This window comes from Serratia sp. FGI94 (assembly GCF_000330865.1).
Classification (GTDB): Bacteria; Pseudomonadota; Gammaproteobacteria; order Enterobacterales; family Enterobacteriaceae; genus Serratia_B; species Serratia_B rubidaea.
On the sequence record NC_020064.1, the window covers coordinates 4,709,930 to 4,731,019 of the forward strand.

Below are 21,090 nucleotides of genomic sequence, written 5' to 3' on the forward strand. Positions count from 1 at the left end.
TCACGTTAAACGGTGTGGCCCGCCTGCTGCATACGGTTGGACAGCGGCCACCAGCACAGCAGAATCAGCAGCGCCATGGCGAACATCAGCAGGCCCAGGCTGAACTGCCCGGTCTGCGGCAGCATGGACGACAGCCAGGTGGCGAGACCGGAGCCCATATTCTGCATCCCGCCCACCAGTGCGCCGGCGGCGCCGGCCAGGTAAGGGAACGGCTCCATCGCCCCGGTGGTCGCCAGCGGGAACAGCATCCCGGCGCCGAAGAAAAACAGCGCGGCGGGAACAATCAGCGTCCAGATATTCATCACGCCGAACCAGCCGGGGATCCACATCATCAGACCCGCCAGCAGGCAGCTCAGCACCGAATGCCACATCAGCTGCTGGAAGCTTTTGCCGTCGCGGCCGGCATACCATGCGCCGAAAAAGGCCGCCGGGATCGGCAGAATAAACAGGATGCTGACGGTCAGCCCGTTCAGTCCCAGCACGCCGCCCATCAGTACGCCGCAGCTGGCCTCAAACACCGCAATCCCCGCCAGACCGCCGATCAGCATGACCAGATAGCGGCTGAACGCTCCATCGGCCAGCAGCTGGCGGAAGCTGGCCAGCATGCGCCGTTTTTCCGTTTGCTGCGGGCGGGTTTCCGGCAGCCAGCGGAACATGGCGAAGGCGACGCCCACGCACAATACCAGCAGGAACGCATAGCTGGCGCGCCAGCCGAAGACCATCGCCAGCGCGCCGCCAATCACCGGTGCCAGCAGCGGACTGACCAGAATGCCCATATTCAGCAGGCTGTTGGCATAGCGCAGCGCGGTGCCGGCATACAGGTCGCGCGGCATGGTGCGCGCCATCACGCCGGCCACGCCGGTGCCCATGCCCTGAATGGCGCTGGCGGCCACCAGCATCGTCAGGCTGTTAGCCAGCAGCGCGCCGGTGGCACCGAGCATAAAAATAGCCATCCCGGCCAGAATCACCGGCCGGCGGCCAACGCGATCCGACAGCGGGCCGTAGATCAGCTGTGAAAAACCGTAGGTCAACAGATAGGCCGCCATCACCTGCTGCACGGCGCCGGTGCGCACCGACAAATCGTGGGCAATATTGGCAATCGTCGGCACATAAATGGTTTGCGCCATCTGACCGACGGCAACCAGCAGGATCAGCATCACCAACAGGTGGAAATTCTCTAGTTTTCTCATTCTCTTTGTTAACGTCTTAACTCACCAAAACCCTGCGCGTGGCGGCAATTTTGGCCAGCGTTGCGCAGACATCCTCTTGTTGGCGCATAAACTAACAAATCTGTTTTTTTTAGCGAGTCCCGACCAAATATTGATCCAGGTCACACTGGCAGCAAAGTCGTCCATTCTCGTAAATTAAACGGTACGTCACGCATACCGCGACGGCAGGCACCGCGGGCCGCCGCCAGGCTTTAGCATTTAATCGATAATTGTTTGCATCAACTTGCCATAAGATAAATATCAGAGAGCGATAACGACGCCGACCGCGCAGAGTGCTAATTTTATTTTTGATTTGATGATGGGAGCATGAAGTATGGCTGAATGGGTTAAAGGCAAGGTTACTCACCTGGAACAGTGGACCGATGGGCTGTTCAGTCTCACCGTCGATGCCGCCATCGACCCATTTACCGCCGGCCAGTTCGCCAAGCTGGCGTTGGAGATTGACGGCGAGCGCGTGCAGCGCGCCTACTCCTACGTCAATGCGCCCTGCGACTCCAACCTGGAGTTTTACCTGGTCACGGTGCCGGAAGGCAAACTCAGCCCACGGCTGAACCAGCTGCAGCCGGGTGCGGAAGTAATGGTGACCAAAGAGGCCGCCGGCTTCTTCGTACTGGACGAAGTGCCGGACTGCGAAACCCTGTGGATGCTGGCGACCGGCACCGCCATTGGTCCGTACCTGTCGATTCTGCAGGAAGGCAAAGGCCTTGAACGCTTCAAAAATCTGGTGCTGGTGCACGCCGCCCGCTATGCCCGCGACCTGAGCTACCTGCCGCTGATGCAGCAGCTGCAGCAGCGCTACAACGGCAAACTGCGCATTCAGACGGTGGTCAGCCGCGAGGAGGTCTCCGGCTCGCTGACCGGCCGGGTGCCGGCGCTGATTGAAGACGGCCGCCTGGAGGCCGCCATCGGCCTACCGCTGGATGCGGAAACCGGCCATGTGATGCTGTGCGGCAATCCGCAGATGGTGCGCGACACCCAGCAAACGCTGAAGGAGCTGCACGGGATGCGCAAACACCTGCGCCGCAAGCCGGGGCACATCACCAGCGAGCACTACTGGTGATTAATCGCGGAATTTGACCGGTTCGGCTTCAGGCCCGAAGCGATTCTCGCCGGGCGTCCCGACAAAGGCGCCCAGATCGATGGCCATCATGACGATAATCAGCGTCGGGATAAAACGCCCGACGCCCCACTGCCAGATCGGCGCCAGCATCTGCCAGTTGCCCGCCGCCAGCATCCACGCCAAAATCAGCAGCAGCGCCCACCAGCCGGATTTATTGCGATCGTGCAGCCGCTTGACCAGCACCGCCGCCGTCGGCCACAGCAGCGCCACAATAAAAAACGCAATGCTCTGGATAGCAACCCACTGATAGTTGGCCAGCGTAAACGCTGCCGCCATCAGCACCAGCCAGACACCCATCCAAAGCCAGAAATCGCGCCGCGTAATGCGCCCTTTAAACGAAAAACACCACTGCTGTATTGTCATGGAATCCTGCGTTGTTAATCTGCCCATAAGCTGTGCGGCAGTGTAACATAGGCACGGCAGGGACGGCGTCAGCGCTGATGCGCCGCACACCATTCAGGGCAGCAAACAGATAATCCGGGCGGATCTTTGACAACCTCCCCCGATTACCGCTTTAATCGGAGTCCGATTTGCTATCAACACCGCGAGCTATGCTGAGAACACTTCCTCTCGTCGCCTGTCTGCTTTCGGGCGTGGGCCATGCCTGGGCCGAGCAAACGCCGGCCGCCAATGATGCGCCCCCAACCGCGCCATACCTGCTGGCCGGAGCGCCGACGTTCGATCTGACCGTGGCGAAATTCCGCGCCAAATACAATCGCGACAACCCCAAACTGCCGATCGGCGAGTTCCGCGCCATTGACGGCAGCGCCGACGACACGCCGCTGCTGACCCGCGCCGCCAGTAAACTCAACGAAAACCTGTATGCCTCCACCGCGCTGGAAAAAGGCACCGGTAAAATCAAAACGCTGCAAATCACCCACCTGCCGCTGCAGGGCAACGAAGAGAAAAGCGCACGCGCCGTCACCGTCAACTATATGGCGGCATTAATGCGCCAGTTCGAACCGGCGTTAACGGTAGAGCAGAGCATCATCAAGGTGAGTACCTTACTGGAGAAGGGTAAAGGCTCGCGCTTTTACACTCAGCAGGTCGGCGCCATCCGCTATGTGGTCGCCGATAACGGCGAACAGGGCCTGACGTTCGCGGTGGAGCCGGTGAAACTGACGCTGGCGGAACCGTGAACCCCGCGACGATTAAATGACGAAAAGCAAAGCCATCCGATCCATTCATCTCTATACTGTTGGGCAGGTTGACTGCCGGTCCGGCAGTAGTTATTTATGCCCTTTCTGCCCGAAGCGGCCGCGCTGTAGGCTGCCGCTTCGCTGATGTCGGGCATCGATTCTCACGTTCCCTTGTTGGAGGAAAAATTATGCGTCATCCATTAGTGATGGGTAACTGGAAACTGAACGGCAGCACGCACATGGTTAACGAGCTGATCGCCGGCCTGCGCAACGAACTGAGCAGCGTAGAAGGCTGCGGCGTAGCCATCGCGCCGCCGGTCATGTACCTGGACCAGGCCAAGCATCAGCTGGCCGGCAGCCGCATCGCGCTGGGCGCCCAGAACGTAGACGTGAACCTGGCCGGCGCCTTTACCGGTGAAGTTTCCGCCAACATGCTGAAAGACGTCGGCGCACAGTACATCATCATCGGCCACTCTGAGCGTCGCACCTATCACAAAGAGAGCGACGAAGTGATCGCCGAGAAATTCGCGGTGCTGAAAGAAGCCGGCCTGACCCCGGTGCTGTGCATCGGTGAAACCGAAGCGGAAAACGAAGCGGGCCAGACCGAAGAAGTTTGCGCACGTCAGATTGACGCCGTGCTGAAAACCCTGGGCGCGCCGGCGATGAAAGACACCGTGATTGCCTATGAGCCGGTCTGGGCCATCGGCACCGGCAAGTCCGCTACCCCTGCGCAGGCTCAGGCGGTACACAAATTTATCCGCGACCACATCGCCAAGCACGATGCCGACGTCGCTGCCGGCATCATCATTCAGTACGGCGGTTCCGTGAATGATAAAAACGCCGCAGAGCTGTTCGCCCAGCCGGACATCGACGGCGCGCTGGTAGGCGGCGCATCGCTGAAGGCCGACGCCTTCGCCGTGATCGTCAAAGCCGCAGCCGCAGCGAAAAAAGCCTGATAGCCAACGGCTCAGAATGACAAAACCCCGGCATGCCGGGGTTTTTTTATTGTTACGTCTCAGCGTCTGCTGATTTCGTCAAACTTTCCGCCGCTGGCGAAGTGTTCCTTCTGCGCCTTGCTCCAGCCGCCAAAGGTATCATCAACGGTAAACAGCTTCAGTTTCGGGAACTGCTCGGCGAATTTGACCTCAACCGCGGCATCACGCGGGCGATAGTAGTTCTTCGCCGCAATGGTCTGCCCCACCGGAGAATACAGATACTTCAGATAGGCGTTCGCCACCTCACGGGTGCCGCGCTTGTCGACCACGCGATCCACCACGGATACGGTCGGCTCCGCCAGAATCGACTCGCTCGGAGTGACGATTTCAAACTTATCCTTACCCAGCTCCTTTTTCGCCAGCAAGGCCTCGTTTTCCCAAGCGATCAGCACGTCGCCAATGCCGCGCTCAACGAAGGTATTGGTCGCGCCGCGCGCGCCGGAATCCAGCACTTCCACATTCTTATAGAGGCTCTTAACAAACGCCTGCGCCTTGGCCTGATCGTTATTGTTGTGATGCAGCGCATAACCCCAGGCCGCCAGATAGTTCCAGCGTGCGCCGCCGGAGGTTTTCGGGTTCGGCGTGATCACCGATACGCCCGGCTTGATCAGATCCGGCCAGTCGTGGATCTGTTTGGGGTTCCCTTTACGCACCAGGAACACGATGGTGGAGGTATAAGGCGCCGAGTTGTCCGGCAGGCGTTTGATCCAGTTTTTATCAATCCGCCCGCGCGCGGCGATCGCATCCACATCGTAAGCCAGCGCCAGCGTCACCACATCCGCCTCGATGCCGTTAATCACCGACGTGGCCTGTTTGCCGGAACCGCCATGGGACTGACGCACGGTAACTTTATCGCCGTGCTGCTGCTGCCAGTGCTGGCTGAAGGCGGCATTGTATTCCTGGTAGAACTCGCGCGTCGGGTCGTATGAAACGTTCAGCAATTGAAGATCTTTCGCCAACGCTCCGGTTGTCAGCAACATTAATGTCAGGCCTACACCCCATTTACGCATCGCACGCTCTCCCAAGATAAATAATCGCCAGCTCAAAACGGCTGATTTAGCGTCAAAGCCTGCCAGAAACTGGGGCAGCAATTAAAGAATAAAAAATTTGGGCCTAGACGATTCTGGAATATGGCGACGATCCACAAAAAAAAGCCCCCGCGTACGGAGGCTTGTCTGTCGGCACGGCCGGGCAGGATCAGTACAGCTTTTTCGCCGTTTCCAGCCAGTCGCCCTTGAAAGGACGCTTCATGTTTTCAATCGCGTCGATGATGTCATGGTGCACCATCTTCTCATTCTGGATACCGACGCAGCGGCCGCCGTACCCTTTCAGCAGCAGTTCGATGGAGTAAGCCCCCATGCGCGAAGCCAGAATACGGTCATACGCCACCGGCGAACCGCCGCGCTGAATGTGGCCCAGCACGGTAGCGCGGGTTTCACGCTTGGTTTCCTGCTCGATATAGGCGGCCAGCTCGTCAATGTCGCAGATGTGCTCGGTAATCGCCACGATCGCGTGCTTTTTACCCTTGGCGATGCCGGCCTTGATTTCACACACCAGATCGTCACGGTTAAATTCAATTTCCGGCAGGACGATAAACTCACAGCCGCCGGCAATCGCCGCCGCCAGCGTCAGGTCGCCGCAGTAGCGCCCCATCACTTCCACAATTGAAATACGCTGGTGCGAGGTAGAGGTATCACGCAGACGGTCAATCGCTTCTACCACGGTTTCCAGCGCGGTGAAGAAACCAATGGTGTAGTCGGTGCCGGCCACGTCGTTATCGATAGTGCCCGGCAGGCCGATGCACGGAAACCCCTCTTCCGTCAGGCGTTTTGCCCCCATATAGGAGCCGTCGCCGCCGATCACCACCAGCGCATCGATGCCGTGTTTCTTAAGGTTCTCAATCGCCTTGGCGCGTACGTTTTCATCTCTGAATTCCGGAAAGCGGGCCGATCCGAGGAAGGTGCCGCCACGGTTGATCATGTCGGACACGCTGTAGCGGTCCAACTGCTCCATGCGATCTTCGTACAAGCCAAGGTAGCCGTCGTAAATACCAAAAACTTCCAGACCTTCCGTAAGCGCGGCGCGTACAACGCCACGGATCGCCGCGTTCATACCCGGCGCATCACCGCCACTCGTCAGTACACCGATTTTCTTGATCATGACTACCTCTGAACTTGTAGATGCAATTTCTTAAGAACTTTGTCTTTGCCGATTGGCTTTTCGCGTTTCCGGTTGCAGCAACCCCGCCTACGAATTTTATTGCCGAATACTATAACAAAATCACCAAGCTGAATTGATTCAGGTCACGCTAAATTCAGGTAAAAAGTAACAACGCACACTGAGCTAATTTTACGTTTTCTTCATGGGATCCGGCACCATTGCAATAGGTTAATTATAGCTCCCAACGACCCTGCCGCCCCGCAGGCACCACGGAACACGGATCCTGGTGGATGATGACATCCGCGCCGGGAAAACGGTGCAATAACGCTTTTTCCACTTGTTCAGCCAAAATATGCGCCTGCATCAGCGGCAAATTGTCTTCCATTTCCAAATGCAGCTGAATAAACCGGGTCGGGCCAGACTGGCGGGTGCGCAAATCGTGCGCCCCTTTGATGCCCGGCCATGAGGAAACCACCTCAATAATGGCGCGCCGTTCATCATCCGGCAATGCGCGATCCAGTAGCGACTGCACCGCCTCGTAACCCATACGCAACGCGCTGTAAAGAATGTAGACGCCGATACCCAACGCGAACAACGCATCCGCCCGCTGAAAACCGTACCAGCTTAGCCCAAGCGCGATAAGAATAGCACCATTCATCATGACATCTGACTGATAATGCAACATATCTGCGCGCACCGCCTGGCTGCGCGTTTTGCGCACCACCCAGCGCTGGTAGGTGACCAGCAGCAAGGTGCTCAGCAAGGCGATAACCGTCACCACAATACCAACGGCGGGCGCACGCAGCGTCTCGGGCGCATAGAGATGCTGAAAGCCGGTCAGGAATAAAAACAGCGCGGAGCCGGAAACGAACATGCTCTGCGCCAGCGCCGCCAGCGATTCGGCCTTGCCGTGGCCAAAAGTATGTTCCTCATCCGCCGGCTGCAGCGCATAACGCACCACCAGCAGGTTGGTCAGCGAAGCGGCAATATCGACCAGGGAGTCCACCAGCGCCGCCAACAGGCTCACCGACCCGGTGATATACCAGGCGACGATCTTTATCAGCAGCAGGATTGATGCCATCACGGTCGCGGCCAGAGCGGCGGACTTCACCAGGCACGCATATTGCTGTTCCATAACCTATCCCGATTCACTATCCAGTGGGGTGAGTATAACGGAATGTCGGGTAAAAAATCCCCGCCGTCAGGGTGATGAGTCTTTGCCGGTCAGCCGCGGACATACGCCGCATAGTTGCCGCCATGGGTTCAGAGATCGACACCATATGTTCAATATCGGCAGCACGTCGGCCAACTCCAGAGGGGCGTTGTATCTAAATACCCCTGATGGATTTTGGTCAAAAAAAACCCCCTCATCATGAGGGGGGAAGACAGGGATGGTGTCTATGGCAAGGAAAAACAGGGTACTACTCAGTCGCACTCACTTCTGGGCAGAAGCTTGCTGCAAACCAGAAAGTTGTTGCTCCATCTGCTGCATACGCTGCTGATGCTTCTGGTCTAGAACACTTTTTTGCTGTGGCGTCAGTAAGTTATACATTTGGTTGCGCACCCGGGCCATCTCGACCTGGCGCTTCACCTGTTCCTGGGCCACCTTCTCCGCCTGTGCATACACGGCGGCTTCATCAAATTTGTTTGCCGTCACCAGCTTATGCATTGCTTCCATTTCAGCTACATTGACACCAGGCAGGTCGTGACGGGCCTGGCGCATTAAATCGCGCATTTGCTGACGTTGCTTTTCAGTCAACCTGACGCCGTCAAACATATGATGCTGGCCGGGGTTGCTGGTTGCGGCATCCTGCGCGGAAGGCGATATGGCGTCGGCGGCGATGGCGGAACCTGATGCCAACATGGATGCCACGACTAATGCGGTCACCTTACGCATTTTCACTCCTCGTTCATTCCGCTTTGCAAGTCAACGAGGAGCAGTGTATCGCTGCAGCTGCAAACATCCGTCAGGGCATGTAAAACTACGTAAAGTCATGGAATGCCAACAGTTGATGACGTATTTTGCGTCAGGAGGTAAATCATAATGAACAAGATTCTGTTAGTTGACGACGACCGCGAGCTGACCTCGCTGCTGAAAGAACTGCTTGAGATGGAAGGCTTTAATATCGTCGTTGCCCATGACGGCGAACAGGCGTTGTCGCTGCTGGACGGCTCCATCGATCTCTTGCTGTTGGACATCATGATGCCGAAGAAAAACGGCATCGATACGCTGAAAGAACTGCGTCAGCACCACCAAACCCCGGTGATCATGCTGACCGCCCGCGGCAGCGAGCTGGATCGGGTGCTGGGCCTGGAGCTCGGCGCCGACGACTATCTGCCGAAACCGTTCAACGATCGTGAACTGGTGGCACGCATCCGCGCCATCTTGCGCCGTTCCAACTGGAGCGAGCAGCAGCAAAGCGTCGACAGCGGCGCGCCGACGCTGGACGTCGATGGCCTGCAGCTGAACCCGGGGCGTCAGGAAGCCAGCTTCGACGGCCAGGTGCTGGAACTGACCGGCACCGAATTTACCCTGCTGTACCTGCTGGCGCAGCATCTCGGCCAGGTGGTCTCGCGCGAACTGCTGAGCCAGGAAGTGCTGGGCAAACGTCTGACGCCGTTTGACCGCGCTATCGACATGCATATCTCCAACCTGCGGCGCAAGCTGCCGGACCGTAAAGACGGCCACCCATGGTTCAAAACCCTGCGCGGCCGGGGCTATTTAATGGTATCAGCAACATGATCAACAGTTTGACGGCACGCATCTTCGCCATTTTCTGGTTCACATTGGCGCTGGTGCTGATGCTGGTGCTGATGGTGCCCAAGCTCGACTCCCGCCAGATGACCTCGCTGCTGGACAGCGAGCAGCGGCAGGGGTTGATGCTGGAACAGCACGTCGAGGCCGAATTACAGCAGGATCCGGCCAACGATCTGATGTGGTGGCGTCGCCTGTTCCGCGCCATCGACAAATGGGCGCCGCCGGGCCAGCGCCTGATTCTGGTGACCAGCGAAGGCCGGGTGATTGGCGCACAGCGTAACGATATGCAAATCGTACGCAACTTTATCGGCCAGTCCGACAATGCCGATCACCCCAAGAAGAAAAAATATGGCCGCGTCGAACTGGTCGGCCCCTTCTCGGTGCGCGACGGCGAAGACAACTACCAGCTCTATCTGATCCGTCCGGCCAACAGCCCGCAGTCCGACTTTATCAACCTAATGTTCGACCGGCCGCTGCTGCTGCTGATCGTCACCATGCTGATCAGCGCCCCGCTGCTGCTCTGGCTGGCCTGGAGCCTGGCGAAACCGGCGCGCAAGCTGAAAAACGCCGCCGATGACGTGGCGCGCGGTAATCTGAAGCAGCACCCGGAGCTGGAATCGGGGCCGCAGGAGTTTCTGGCGACCGGCGCCAGCTTCAACCAGATGGTCAGCGCGCTGGAACGCATGATGACCGCCCAGCAGCGGCTGATCTCCGATATCTCGCACGAACTGCGCACGCCGCTGACCCGGCTGCAGCTGGCGACCGCGCTGATGCGCCGCCGCCACGGCGAAGGCCACGAGCTGGCGCGCATTGAGACCGAGGCGCAGCGGCTGGATTCGATGATCAACGATCTGCTGGCGCTGTCGCGCGGCCAACAGAAGACCGAGCTGGCGCACGAGCTGCTGAAGGCCAACGAACTGTGGGCCGATGTGCTGGACAATGCCGGCTTTGAAGCGGAACAGATGGGCAAGCAGCTGACGGTCACCTCGCCGCCGGGTCCCTGGACGCTGTTCGGCAACGCCGGCGCTCTGGACAGCGCGCTGGAAAATATCGTACGCAACGCCCTGCGCTATTCCCATACGCGCATTGAGGTGGCGTTCAGCGTCGATAATCAAGGCATTACCATTGTGGTTGACGATGACGGCCCCGGCGTCAGCGCGGAAGACCGTGAACAAATCTTCCGTCCGTTCTATCGTACGGATGAGGCGCGCGACCGCGAATCCGGCGGTACCGGCCTGGGGCTGGCGATCGTCGAGGCGGCCATCGCCCAGCACCGCGGCTGGGTCAAGGCGGAAGACAGCCCGCTCGGCGGCCTGCGTCTGATCCTGTGGCTGCCGCTGCACCAGCGCAAACCGGCGCGCGAGCATTAACCGCCGCGCACCCGCTAGCGACAGTACCCCGCAATATTTGCTATTCTGCGCCCCTCGTCATGAGGGGCTTTTTACATGTTGAACATCGTCTTATTTGAACCCGAAATACCGCCCAATACCGGCAACATCATCCGTCTGTGCGCCAACACCGGCTTTCAGCTGCACCTGATCGAACCCCTGGGTTTCCCGTGGGACGATAAGCGCCTGCGTCGCGCCGGGCTGGATTACCACGAATTCGCCAGCATCAAACGCCATGCCGACTATGCGGCGTTCGTCGCCAGCGAAAAACCTCAGCGGCTGTTTGCGCTGACCACCAAAGGCACGCCGGCGCACAGCGCGGTCAGCTATCAGCCGGGCGACTACCTGCTGTTCGGCCCGGAAACCCGCGGCCTGCCGGCCAGCATTCTGGATGCGCTGCCCGCCGAACAAAAAATCCGTATTCCGATGCAGGCGCAAAGCCGCAGCATGAACCTGTCCAATGCGGTATCGGTCGTGGTGTATGAAGCCTGGCGGCAGCTGGATTATGCCGGCGCGCTGCTCAGACAATAGCGCGGCAGACAACAAAAAGGCCGCTGTCGCGGCCTTCGGCGGGAAGAGAGACGACGGCGATCAGATGCCGTCGCCGTACTCAAAACCGTGGTTCGAACCGTTGAAGTACTGATCCATATCCATCGACGGTTTGTCGCTTTCCGGACGACCGACGATGCGGGCCGGCACGCCGGCGGCGGTAGTATGCGGCGGCACCGGACGCAGCACCACCGAACCTGCGCCGATCTTCGCGCCCTTGCCCACTTCAATATTGCCAAGGATCTTCGCGCCGGCGCCGATCATCACCCCTTCACGAATTTTCGGGTGGCGATCGCCGCTGGTTTTGCCGGTACCGCCCAGCGTCACCGACTGCAGGATGGAGACGTCGTTTTCCACCACCGCCGTTTCACCGATCACGATACCGGTGGCATGGTCGAGCATGATGCCGCAGCCGATTTTCGCCGCCGGGTGAATATCCACGCCGAACGCGACGGAAATCTGGTTTTGCAGGTACACCGCCAGCGCCTGACGGCCCTGATTCCACAGCCAGTGGCCGATACGGTAAGACTGCAGGGCATGGAAACCCTTGAGATACAGCAGCGGCGTAGAGTATTTGTCCACCGCCGCATCGCGCAGCCGCACCGCCAGAATATCGCTCGCCGCCGAAGCGATCATCTGCGCGTCGGAACGGTAGGCGTCTTCCACCACCTCCCGCACCGCAATCGCCGGCATGATCGGATTCGCCAGTTTGTTCGCCAGAATATAGCTGAGCGCGCTGCCCAGATTTTCATGTTTCAGCAGCGTCGCATGGAAAAAGCTAGCCAGCATCGGTTCACAATCAGCCAGCGCTCGCGCTTCCGCCTTAATGTTGCTCCACACCTGCTCTAACTCATCTGACGACATTGCGTTCCTCTCTGGCTCTGACTTTGCAAAACAAAACGCCTCGCCGCGGGCGGCAAGGTAATACGTGATAATACGGACGCCCCGCTCAGGGCGCGTCCCCGGGCCCGACGCTACGGGCCGTTCACATCAGGCGTTGTGCTTTTCGTCCTTGCGCGTCCGCCCCAGCAGGCTCACCGCCGCTTCGCGGGCATTTTTATCGCAGTACAGCACCTGGTAAATCTGTTCGGTAATCGGCATTTCCACGCCGTGACGCTGCGCCAGCGCCAACACCTCTTTGGTATTGCGATAGCCTTCGACCACCTGGCCAATGCTATCCTGCGCGGTTGTCACGTCCATACCCTGCCCCAGCATAATACCGAAGCGGCGATTGCGCGATTGATTATCCGTGCAGGTTAACACCAGATCGCCCAGTCCCGCCATGCCCATAAAGGTGGCCGGATCAGCGCCCAGCGCCGCGCCCAGACGACTCATCTCCGCCAGGCCGCGGGTAATCAGCGCGGTGCGCGCATTGGCGCCAAAGCCGATCCCGTCGGACATGCCGGCGCCGATGGCAATCACGTTTTTCACCGCCCCGCCCAGCTGTACGCCGATAAAGTCCGGGTTGCTGTAAACGCGGAAGCTTTTGCCGCAGTGCAGCAGCTGCTGTAAATCATCGGCAAACTGTTCGTCGGTCGCCGCCAGGGCAATCGCCGTCGGCAGGCCCGCCGCCAGCTCTTTGGCGAATGTCGGCCCGGAAACCACCGCCAGAGGCATCGCCTCGCCCAGCGCATCGCGCGCCACGTCCTGCAGCAGACGCCCGGTTTCCGCCTCCAGCCCCTTGGTGGCCCACACAATACGCGCGTCCGCCCGCAGCAGCGGCTTCAGCTGGCGCAGTACGTCGCCGAAAACGTGGCTCGGCACCACCACCAGCACATCGCGGCTGGCCGCCAGCGCGCGCGCCAGATCGGCCTCGAGCAGCAGGTTATCAGGGAAAGGAACGTCGGGGAGAAATGTCTGGTTGCAGCGTTCGCGCTGCATGTTGGCGATGGTGTCGGGGTTATGCCCCCACAACACCACCGGATGGCCGTTACGCGCCAGCGTAATGGCCAATGCGGTGCCGTACGAGCCGGCACCGATAACGGTCATTGAAGCATTGACTGTTTTCATCAGGCATCCTGATGTGGTTCAGCACCTTCGCCTTCTGCCTGCTGCTGCAGATAGTTCATGAACAGCGCATCAAAGTTGACCGGTGCCAGGTTCAGCTGCGGGAAAGTACCGCGGGATACCAGGCTGGTGATGCACTCGCGCGCATACGGGAACAGGATGTTCGGGCAGTATGCGCCCAGGCAGTGCGCCAGCTGAGTGCCTTCAATGCCGGCAACGGAGAAAATACCCGCCTGCTGGACTTCGCACAGGAATGCGGTTTCTTCACCCAGAGATGCCGTCACGGTAACACGCAGCACAACTTCATACACGTCGTCCGCCAGTTGGCTGGAAGCGGTATCAAGATCAAGTTTAACTTCCGGCTGCCACTCCTGCTGGAAAACCTGCGGTGCATTCGGTGCTTCAAAAGAGATGTCTTTGGTGTAGATACGTTGGATCTGGAAAGCCATCTCGGTGCTGTTTTGTTCTGACATGTCGATAATACCCTTGGTTAAACGTCCTTATTGATACTCAGCAATATTGATGTGAACCATGGCCGGTCGCTTAAAGCAGCGGATCCAGACCACCTTGCGCATCAAGTGCATATAAATCATCACAGCCGCCAATATGCTGGCCGTCGATGAAAATTTGCGGCACGGTGGTTCGCCCACTGCGCGCAATCATCTCTTCACGTTTTACGTTATCGCCGTCGATGGCGATCTCGTTGAACGCAGCGCCCTTGCTGTTCAGCAGCGCCTTGGCGCGATGGCAGAACGGGCAGGTCGCCTTGGTATAGATGTCGATATTAGCCATGGAAGCCACCTCTACGACGTAAAAACGTGATTATTTACCGCGCACCAGCGGCAGGTTATCCCCGCTCCAGCCGGCAACGCCGTCTTTCAGGGTGCTGACGTTGGCGAACCCGGCGGCGCTCAGGCTTTCCGCCGGCGCGCGCGATGCGGTGCCGTTGGCGCAGGTTACGATAATAGGCTGGGATTTGTGTTTTTCCAGCTCGCCCAGGCTGCCGTTTTTGATTTCGCTCGCCGTCAGGTTGATGGCGTTGGCAATGTGGCCCTTGCGGAAATCTTCACGGCTGCGGGTGTCGACCACCACGGCATTTTCTTTGTTAATCAGACGGGTAGCTTCGCCGCGCGTGATATCTTTAACCTTGGAGAAACGGCTTTTGAAGGTCATCACAATCACCGCAACCAGCAGGGCGATCCAGGCCAGGCTCAGGATGGGATGCTTGCTAACGAATGGCATAATTTCTTGCAGCATGGGGCGTAACAACTCTCGTTAGTTAAAGGAAAATAGGTCAAGGCTCCAGAGTATACCTGCCGAATGCGTCAATTACAGCCAATTAGCATCCGCGATTGCAGAAACTGCGGACGACGCCGGGAAATTCTCCTTATCACCGTAAAAAGTGGCCGACTGTTCGCCGTAAGTTTGATCTCTTTGGGCACTTTGCGCGCGGCCATCCGCTACTATCACTCCCTTTTCAGGCTGACATATTTACAGCAACGAGGTTAATACAATGTCGAGCAATAAAACGCCTATGGTGCTGGTGATTCTGGATGGTTACGGCCACCGTGAAGAGCAGCAGGACAATGCCATTCTCAACGCCCGCACGCCGGTGATGGACCAGCTGTGGCAGCAGCGGCCGCATACGCTGATCGCCGCCTCCGGGCTGGACGTCGGCCTGCCTGACGGCCAGATGGGCAACTCGGAAGTGGGCCACGTCAACCTTGGCGCCGGCCGTATCGTCTACCAGGATCTGACCCGGCTGGACAAGGCGATCGCCGACGGCGATTTCTACGCCAACCCGGTGCTGACCGCCGCGGTGGATAAAGCGGCGCAGGCCGGCAAAGCGGTGCACATCATGGGGCTGCTGTCGCCGGGCGGCGTCCACAGCCATGAAGACCATATACTGGCGATGGTGCAACTGGCCGCGCAACGCGGCGCCAGCGCCGTATATCTGCATGCGTTTCTGGACGGCCGCGACACGCCGCCGCGCAGCGCCGATGCCTCCCTGCAGCGCTTTAGCGCAGCGTTCGAACAGCTGGGCGTCGGACGCATCGCCTCGGTGGTCGGCCGTTACTTCGCCATGGACCGCGACAACCGCTGGGATCGCGTCCAGCTGGCCTATGACCTGCTGACCGACGCCAAAGGCGAGTTTCATGCCGACAGCGCCGACGCCGCGCTGCAGGCCGCCTACGCACGCGATGAAAACGATGAGTTCGTCAAACCCACGGTCATTCAGGCCGCCGGCGAAGCCAGCGCCGCCATGCAGGACGGCGACGCGCTGATTTTCATGAACTTCCGCGCCGACCGCGCGCGCCAGATCGCCCGCGCCTTTGTCGACGCCGACTTCAACGGTTTCCCGCGCGCCAGAGTGGTGAAGTTCGCCGATTTTGTAATGCTGACCGAATACGCCGCCGATATCGACACCGCCTGCGCTTATCCGCCGACGGCGCTGACCAACACCTTCGGCGAATGGCTGATGAAGCACGATAAAACCCAGCTGCGCATCTCCGAAACCGAAAAGTACGCCCACGTCACCTTCTTCTATAACGGCGGCGTGGAGCAGCCTTTCACCGGCGAAGAGCGCATCCTGATTAACTCGCCGCAGGTGGCCACCTACGACCTGCAGCCGGAAATGAGTTCGGCGGAGCTGACCGAGAAACTGCTGGGCGCCATTCACAGCGGGAAATACGACGCTATCATCTGCAACTACCCCAACGGCGATATGGTCGGCCACACCGGCGACTATGACGCCGCGGTCAAGGCGGTGGAAACGCTGGATAATTGCATCGCACAGGTTGTTAACGCGGTGGAGAGCGTCGGCGGACAGCTGCTGATCACCGCCGACCACGGCAACGCCGAACAGATGCGCGACCCGCAGACCGGCCAGGCGCACACCGCGCATACCAGCCTGCCGGTGCCGTTAATTTACGTCGGTAAACCGGCGCAGGCGGTCAACGGCGGCAAGCTTTCCGACCTTGCACCGACCATGCTGACGCTGATGGGAATGAAAATCCCGCAAGAGATGACTGGTAAGCCGCTGTTCATCGTGGAATAATCCTACTCCATGAGGGAGAAGGCGTATTTTGCACTATCAAGGGTAACCCGAGGCGCAAAAGCCGGCAGCCAGCTGCTGCCGCAACGCGTTGCACCACGGAAGTTGACCACACTGTGCGCCAGCGTGTTATACGCTGGCGTCTTGCTGTTGCCGTTATCCGGCCATGCCGCCGACGACAACAAAAGCCAGCTTAAAGACATCCAGCAAAGCATCGCCGAGAAAGAAAAAGCGGTTAAACAACAGCAGCAACAGCGCAGCAGCCTGCAGGACAAACTCAGGCAGCAGGAAAAAACCATTGCACAGGCCAGCCGTTCCTTACGGAGTACGCAAAGTACGCTGACCACGTTAGGCAAAGATATCTCCGGCCTTAACGCCTCGATCGCCAAGCTGCAAAAGCAGCAGACCCAACAGCAAAACATCCTGTCCAGACAGTTGGACGCCGCGTTCCGTCAGGGGCAGCACAGCGCCGTACAGCTGATCCTGAGCGGTGAAGAGAGCCAGCGCAGCGAGCGTATCCTGGCTTATTTCGGCTATCTGAACGAAGCGCGCCAGAAAAATATCGAAGAGCTGAAGCAAACCCGCGCGGAACTGGCGCAGCAAAAAACCACGCTGGTCGCTAAGCAGAAGCAGCAAAAATCCCTGCTGAGCGAACAGCAGGCCCAACAGCAGAAGCTGGAGCAGGCGCGCAGCGCGCGTAAGAAAACCCTGAGCGCCCTGGAAAGCTCGCTGGAAAAAGATCAGCAGCGTCTGGGTGAACTGCGCCAGAACGAAAGTCGCCTGCGCGACAAAATCGCCCGCGCCGAACGCGAGGCCCGCGCCCGTGCCGAGCGCGAAGCGCGTGAAGCCGCCCGCGTACGCGAGAAGGTGCGCAAGAAAGAGCAGCAGGCGAAGAAAACCGGCACCAGCTACAAGCCTAGCGAAAGCGAACGTTCGCTGATGGCGCGCACCGGCGGCCTGGGGCGGCCTAACGGTCAGGCCTACTGGCCGGTACGCGGCAACACCCTGCACCGCTTCGGCGAACAGCTGCAGGGCGAGTTACGCTGGAAAGGCGTGGTTATCGCCGCGCCGGAAGGCAGTGAAGTCAAGGCGATCGCCGACGGTCGCGTGCTGATGGCCGACTGGCTGCAAGGCTACGGCCTGGTGGTAGTGGTCGAGCACGGTAAAGGTGATATGAGCCTGTACGGCTATAACCAGAGCGCATTGGTGAACGTGGGCGCGCAGGTGCGTGCCGGCCAGCCGATCGCCTTGGTGGGTACCAGCGGGGGCCAGGGAACGCCGTCGCTCTATTTCGAAATTCGTCGCCAGGGTCAGGCCGTTAACCCACTGCCGTGGTTGGGAAGATAGCTTTGCACTACCTCAAAACACGAAGCGCCGTACTGATTGGTTCCCTGCTGCTGGCCACCGCCGCACAGGCCGGCAAACTGGCGATTGTGATCGATGACGTCGGTTACCGCCCTCATGAAGAAAACGCCGTGTTGCAAATGCCGCTGCCGATCTCGGTGGCGGTGCTGCCCAATGCCCCGCATGCCCATCTGATGGCGACCCGCGCCCATGCGCAGGGCCGCGAGGTGCTGATCCATATGCCAATGGAGCCGCTCAGCAAACAGCCGCTGGAGCGCGATACCCTGCGGCCTTCCATGAGCAGCGCAGAGGTGCAGCGCATTATCCGCAATGCGGTAAGCAACGTGCCCTATGCGGTGGGCATGAACAACCATATGGGCAGCGCCATGACCTCCAGCCTGCCGGCCATGCAAAAGGTGATGCAGGCGCTGGAAAGCTATAACCTGTACTTCCTCGACAGCATGACCATCGGCAACAGCCAGGCCACCCGCGCCGCGGCGGGCACCGGGGTCAAGGTGATCAAACGTCGGGTATTCCTTGACGATACCGCCAGCGAAAGCGATATCCGCCACCAGTTCAACCGCGCCCTCGAGCTGGCACGCCGCAACGGCTCCACCATCGCCATCGGCCACCCGCGGCCGGCCACGGTGAAAGTGCTCAAGCAAATGCTGGCGACGCTGCCTGCCGATATTGAGCTGGTCAGGCCCAGTTCGCTGTTGAATGCGCCGCAGGGCGGCGGCTATCTGCCGCCGAGCAAACCGCCGCGTCCGACGCAGCCGAAGAATCCGTTCAAAAACGGCATCAAGCAGTGCAAAGTGAAGGCGCCGAAGACGCAGGAAAAAGTGCACGCCGGTACGGCGCTGGCGGTCATTGGCGAAAGCATCGCGCAGTCGCCGGTGGTGACCTTTATCAAGCAGCACTGGCCAAGCTGGCCGCGCACGTCAGAAAAACAGTCATAATCCAGGGCGGAGCCTGCTCCGCCCTGTTATCATCACATCAATCCCAGCTCAGCACCACTTTCCCGGACTGCCCGGAACGCATGGCGTCGAAGCCCTGCTGGAACTCGTCAATCGAGAAACGGTGGGTAATGATCGGCGTCAGATCCAGGCCAGACTGGATCAGCGCGGCCATCTTATACCAGGTCTCAAACATTTCACGGCCGTAAATACCTTTAATAAACAGCCCCTTGAAAATCACCTGGTTCCAATCGATCGACATATCGGAAGGCGGGATCCCCAGCATGGCGATGCGGCCGCCGTGATTCATGGCGTTCAGCAAGGTGCGGAAGGCCGGCGGTGCGCCCGACATCTCCAGGCCGACGTCAAACCCTTCGGTCATGCCCAGTTCGTTCATCACATCGCTCAGGTTTTCCTGGCTGACGTTCACCGCGCGGGTGACGCCCATTTTGCGCGCCAGGTCCAGACGGTATTCATTCACGTCGGTGATCACCACGTTGCGTGCCCCCACGTGCTTACACACCGCCGCCGCCATAATGCCGATTGGCCCGGCGCCGGACACCAGCACATCCTCACCCACCAGATCGAACGAGAGCGCGGTATGCACGGCATTGCCGAACGGGTCAAAAATCGACGCCAGCTCATCGGAGATATTGTCCGGGATCTTGAAGGCGTTAAACGCCGGGATCACCAGATATTCGGCGAACGAACCGGGGCGGTTGACGCCCACGCCGGTGGTGTTGCGGCACAGGTGCGTACGGCCGCCGCGGCAGTTGCGGCAGTGCCCGCAGGTGATGTGCCCTTCGCCGGACACGCGGTCACCGATAGTAAACCCTTTCACTTCCTGACCAATCGCCACCACTTCGCCCACGTATTCGTGGCCCACCACCATCGGTACCGGAATGGTGTTCTGTGACCACTCGTCCCAGTTATAGATATGGACATCGGTGCCGCAGATCGCGGTTTTGCGAATTTTGATCATGACATCGTTATGCCCCAGCTCCGGCTGTGGCACATCGGTCATCCAAATCCCTTCTTCCGCTTTCAGTTTAGACAGTGCTTTCATGGTTTTACCTTATGCAATAACGCCAAGATCTTTGCCGATACGCGTAAACGCCTCAACGGCGCGTTCAATTTGCTCCGGTGAATGGTCGGCGGACATTTGAGTACGGATGCGCGCCTGATTTTTCGGCACCACCGGATAGAAGAAACCTGTTACGTAAATGCCTTCCTTGAGCAGTGCATTGGCAAAGTCCTGCGCCAGTTTCGCATCTCCCAGCATCACCGGGATAATGGCGTGATCGGCGCCGGCCAGGGTAAAACCTGCGGCGGTCATTTTTTCGCGGAACAGACGGGCGTTGCTCCACAGGCGCTCGCGCAGAGCGTCGCCTTCTGCCAGCAGTTCCAGCACTTTGATCGAAGCGGCGACGATCGCCGGCGCCAGCGAGTTGGAGAACAGATAAGGGCGCGAGCGCTGGCGCAACCACTCCACCAGCTCTTTTTTCCCCGCGGTGTAGCCGCCGGAAGCACCGCCCAGCGCTTTACCCAGGGTGCCGGTAATAATGTCGACGCGATCCATCACTTCGCAATACTCATGCGTACCGCGGCCATTGGCGCCGACAAAGCCGACCGCGTGGGAGTCGTCCACCATCACCAGCGCCTGATAGTCATCCGCCAGGTCACACACCCCTTTCAGGTTGGCAATCACGCCGTCCATCGAGAACACGCCGTCGGTGGCGATCAGGATATGGCGCGCGCCGTCGGCCTTCGCCTGTTTCAGCTGCGCTTCCAGCTCGCTCATGTCGTTGTTGGCGTAACGGTAACGCTTGGCCTTGCACAGGCGTACGCCGTCGATAATGGAAGCATGGTTCAGCGCATCGGAAATAATCGCATCCTCCGGCCCCAGCAGCGTTTCAAACAGGCCGCCGTTGGCGTCAAAGCAGGAGGAGTAGAGAATAGCGTCTTCCATCCCCAGGAACTCGGCCAGCTTCTGCTCCAGCAGTTTATGGCTGTCCTGGGTGCCGCAGATAAAGCGTACCGATGCCATGCCGAAACCGTGGCTGTCCATACCGGCTTTCGCCGCCTCGATCAGCGCAGGGTGGTTCGCCAAACCAAGATAGTTGTTGGCGCAGAAATTGATAACGTGGCTGCCATCCGCCACGGCGATATCGGCCTGCTGCGCGGAGGTGATAATACGTTCCTGCTTAAACAACCCTTCGGCACGGGTGTCGGCAAGTTGTTGTTCCAACTGCTGATAAAACGACGCGGACATTCTGTTATCTCCAGGATTGGCTCATTTTCAACATATTTTACTGATTTGTAACCGGACTGACGATAATCCGCCGGAGAGAATATGAAAAATGCAGCAGATATCACGGCAGAGACCGGCC

At 59.2% G+C, this 21,090-nt stretch carries 22 protein-coding genes; 9 read left to right on the top strand and 13 right to left on the bottom strand.

Annotated elements, in window-relative coordinates:
* Positions 1-5: 5 nt before the first annotated feature.
* Entirely contained in the window at positions 6-1,190 is a 1,185-nt protein-coding gene (gene emrD, locus D781_RS21505; protein ID WP_015962326.1) for a multidrug efflux MFS transporter EmrD, read from the bottom strand.
* Positions 1,191-1,542: 352 nt separating this feature from the next.
* Here emrD and fpr point away from each other — a divergent pair, with 352 nt between their 5' ends.
* The gene (gene fpr / locus D781_RS21510) at positions 1,543-2,289 is read left to right on the top strand and encodes a ferredoxin--NADP(+) reductase (protein WP_015962327.1); all 747 of its coding nucleotides are present in this window, start codon (positions 1,543-1,545) and stop codon (positions 2,287-2,289) included.
* Here fpr and D781_RS21515 read toward each other — a convergent pair whose 3' ends face one another.
* A complete protein-coding gene (locus tag D781_RS21515; protein WP_015962328.1) occupies positions 2,290-2,712 on the bottom strand; it encodes a DUF805 domain-containing protein in 423 nt (140 codons plus the stop codon). It lies immediately after the preceding gene.
* A 188-nt stretch (positions 2,713-2,900) separates the two neighbouring features.
* Between D781_RS21515 and D781_RS21520 the strand changes: the two genes are divergently transcribed.
* Both D781_RS21520 and tpiA read left to right on the top strand, forming a co-directional pair.
* Positions 2,901-3,488, top strand: a complete 588-nt coding sequence (locus tag D781_RS21520; RefSeq protein ID WP_015962329.1) for a DUF1454 family protein — start codon at positions 2,901-2,903, stop codon at positions 3,486-3,488.
* 188 nt (positions 3,489-3,676) lie between these two features.
* Positions 3,677-4,444 carry a triose-phosphate isomerase gene (tpiA, locus tag D781_RS21525; protein WP_015962330.1) on the top strand — a complete coding sequence of 256 codons (768 nt, stop codon included), beginning with the start codon at positions 3,677-3,679 and terminating at the stop codon, positions 4,442-4,444.
* 59 nt (positions 4,445-4,503) lie between these two features.
* Here the strand turns inward: tpiA and D781_RS21530 are convergent, their stop codons facing one another.
* The 4 genes from D781_RS21530 to cpxP all read right to left on the bottom strand — a co-directional run bounded on the left by D781_RS21530 (position 4,504) and on the right by cpxP (position 8,540).
* Positions 4,504-5,493, bottom strand: a complete 990-nt coding sequence (locus D781_RS21530; RefSeq protein WP_015962331.1) for a sulfate ABC transporter substrate-binding protein — start codon at positions 5,491-5,493, stop codon at positions 4,504-4,506.
* A gap of 187 nt (positions 5,494-5,680) precedes the next feature.
* On the bottom strand, positions 5,681-6,643 hold the full coding sequence (pfkA, locus tag D781_RS21535) for a 6-phosphofructokinase (RefSeq protein ID WP_015962332.1): 963 nt from the start codon (positions 6,641-6,643) through the stop codon (positions 5,681-5,683).
* A gap of 232 nt (positions 6,644-6,875) precedes the next feature.
* Entirely contained in the window at positions 6,876-7,778 is a 903-nt protein-coding gene (gene fieF, locus D781_RS21540; protein ID WP_015962333.1) for a CDF family cation-efflux transporter FieF, read from the bottom strand.
* 300 nt (positions 7,779-8,078) lie between these two features.
* On the bottom strand, positions 8,079-8,540 hold the full coding sequence (gene cpxP, locus D781_RS21545) for a cell-envelope stress modulator CpxP (RefSeq protein WP_015962334.1): 462 nt from the start codon (positions 8,538-8,540) through the stop codon (positions 8,079-8,081).
* A gap of 147 nt (positions 8,541-8,687) precedes the next feature.
* Here cpxP and cpxR point away from each other — a divergent pair, with 147 nt between their 5' ends.
* The 3 genes from cpxR (at position 8,688) to trmL (ending at position 11,320) form a co-directional block, all read left to right on the top strand.
* Positions 8,688-9,386 (top strand): envelope stress response regulator transcription factor CpxR, encoded by a 699-nt coding sequence (gene cpxR / locus D781_RS21550; RefSeq protein WP_015962335.1) that lies wholly within the window; start codon positions 8,688-8,690, stop codon positions 9,384-9,386.
* Positions 9,383-10,771, top strand: a complete 1,389-nt coding sequence (gene cpxA / locus D781_RS21555) for an envelope stress sensor histidine kinase CpxA (protein WP_015962336.1) — start codon at positions 9,383-9,385, stop codon at positions 10,769-10,771. Before cpxR ends, cpxA begins: the two co-directional genes overlap by 4 nt.
* A gap of 75 nt (positions 10,772-10,846) precedes the next feature.
* Positions 10,847-11,320 carry a tRNA (uridine(34)/cytosine(34)/5-carboxymethylaminomethyluridine(34)-2'-O)-methyltransferase TrmL gene (trmL, locus tag D781_RS21560; RefSeq protein WP_015962337.1) on the top strand — a complete coding sequence of 158 codons (474 nt, stop codon included), beginning with the start codon at positions 10,847-10,849 and terminating at the stop codon, positions 11,318-11,320.
* A 60-nt stretch (positions 11,321-11,380) separates the two neighbouring features.
* Here trmL and cysE read toward each other — a convergent pair whose 3' ends face one another.
* The 5 genes from cysE to D781_RS21585 all read right to left on the bottom strand — a co-directional run bounded on the left by cysE (position 11,381) and on the right by D781_RS21585 (position 14,602).
* Positions 11,381-12,202 carry a serine O-acetyltransferase gene (gene cysE, locus D781_RS21565; RefSeq protein WP_015962338.1) on the bottom strand — a complete coding sequence of 274 codons (822 nt, stop codon included), beginning with the start codon at positions 12,200-12,202 and terminating at the stop codon, positions 11,381-11,383.
* A 126-nt stretch (positions 12,203-12,328) separates the two neighbouring features.
* Positions 12,329-13,348 (bottom strand): NAD(P)H-dependent glycerol-3-phosphate dehydrogenase, encoded by a 1,020-nt coding sequence (gpsA, locus tag D781_RS21570; protein WP_015962339.1) that lies wholly within the window; start codon positions 13,346-13,348, stop codon positions 12,329-12,331.
* Positions 13,348-13,818, bottom strand: a complete 471-nt coding sequence (gene secB, locus D781_RS21575) for a protein-export chaperone SecB (protein WP_015962340.1) — start codon at positions 13,816-13,818, stop codon at positions 13,348-13,350. The genes gpsA and secB overlap by 1 nt, the downstream gene beginning before the upstream one ends.
* 70 nt (positions 13,819-13,888) lie before the next feature.
* On the bottom strand, positions 13,889-14,137 hold the full coding sequence (gene grxC / locus D781_RS21580) for a glutaredoxin 3 (protein WP_015962341.1): 249 nt from the start codon (positions 14,135-14,137) through the stop codon (positions 13,889-13,891).
* Between the two features lie 30 nt (positions 14,138-14,167).
* Entirely contained in the window at positions 14,168-14,602 is a 435-nt protein-coding gene (locus D781_RS21585) for a rhodanese-like domain-containing protein (protein WP_015962342.1), read from the bottom strand.
* 256 nt (positions 14,603-14,858) lie between these two features.
* Between D781_RS21585 and gpmM the strand changes: the two genes are divergently transcribed.
* From gpmM to D781_RS21600, 3 genes are read left to right on the top strand one after another with little or no spacing between them, the layout of a single operon-like run.
* The gene (gene gpmM, locus D781_RS21590; RefSeq protein ID WP_015962343.1) at positions 14,859-16,403 is read left to right on the top strand and encodes a 2,3-bisphosphoglycerate-independent phosphoglycerate mutase; all 1,545 of its coding nucleotides are present in this window, start codon (positions 14,859-14,861) and stop codon (positions 16,401-16,403) included.
* A 9-nt stretch (positions 16,404-16,412) separates the two neighbouring features.
* Complete coding sequence (gene envC / locus D781_RS21595; RefSeq protein WP_015962344.1) at positions 16,413-17,747, top strand: murein hydrolase activator EnvC; 1,335 nt, start codon at positions 16,413-16,415, stop codon at positions 17,745-17,747.
* A 2-nt stretch (positions 17,748-17,749) separates the two neighbouring features.
* Positions 17,750-18,703 carry a divergent polysaccharide deacetylase family protein gene (locus D781_RS21600; protein ID WP_015962345.1) on the top strand — a complete coding sequence of 318 codons (954 nt, stop codon included), beginning with the start codon at positions 17,750-17,752 and terminating at the stop codon, positions 18,701-18,703.
* A 37-nt stretch (positions 18,704-18,740) separates the two neighbouring features.
* Here D781_RS21600 and tdh read toward each other — a convergent pair whose 3' ends face one another.
* Both tdh and kbl read right to left on the bottom strand, forming a co-directional pair.
* On the bottom strand, positions 18,741-19,766 hold the full coding sequence (gene tdh, locus D781_RS21605; protein WP_015962346.1) for an L-threonine 3-dehydrogenase: 1,026 nt from the start codon (positions 19,764-19,766) through the stop codon (positions 18,741-18,743).
* A gap of 9 nt (positions 19,767-19,775) precedes the next feature.
* Positions 19,776-20,972, bottom strand: a complete 1,197-nt coding sequence (kbl, locus tag D781_RS21610; RefSeq protein WP_015962347.1) for a glycine C-acetyltransferase — start codon at positions 20,970-20,972, stop codon at positions 19,776-19,778.
* Positions 20,973-21,090: the final 118 nt, after the last annotated feature.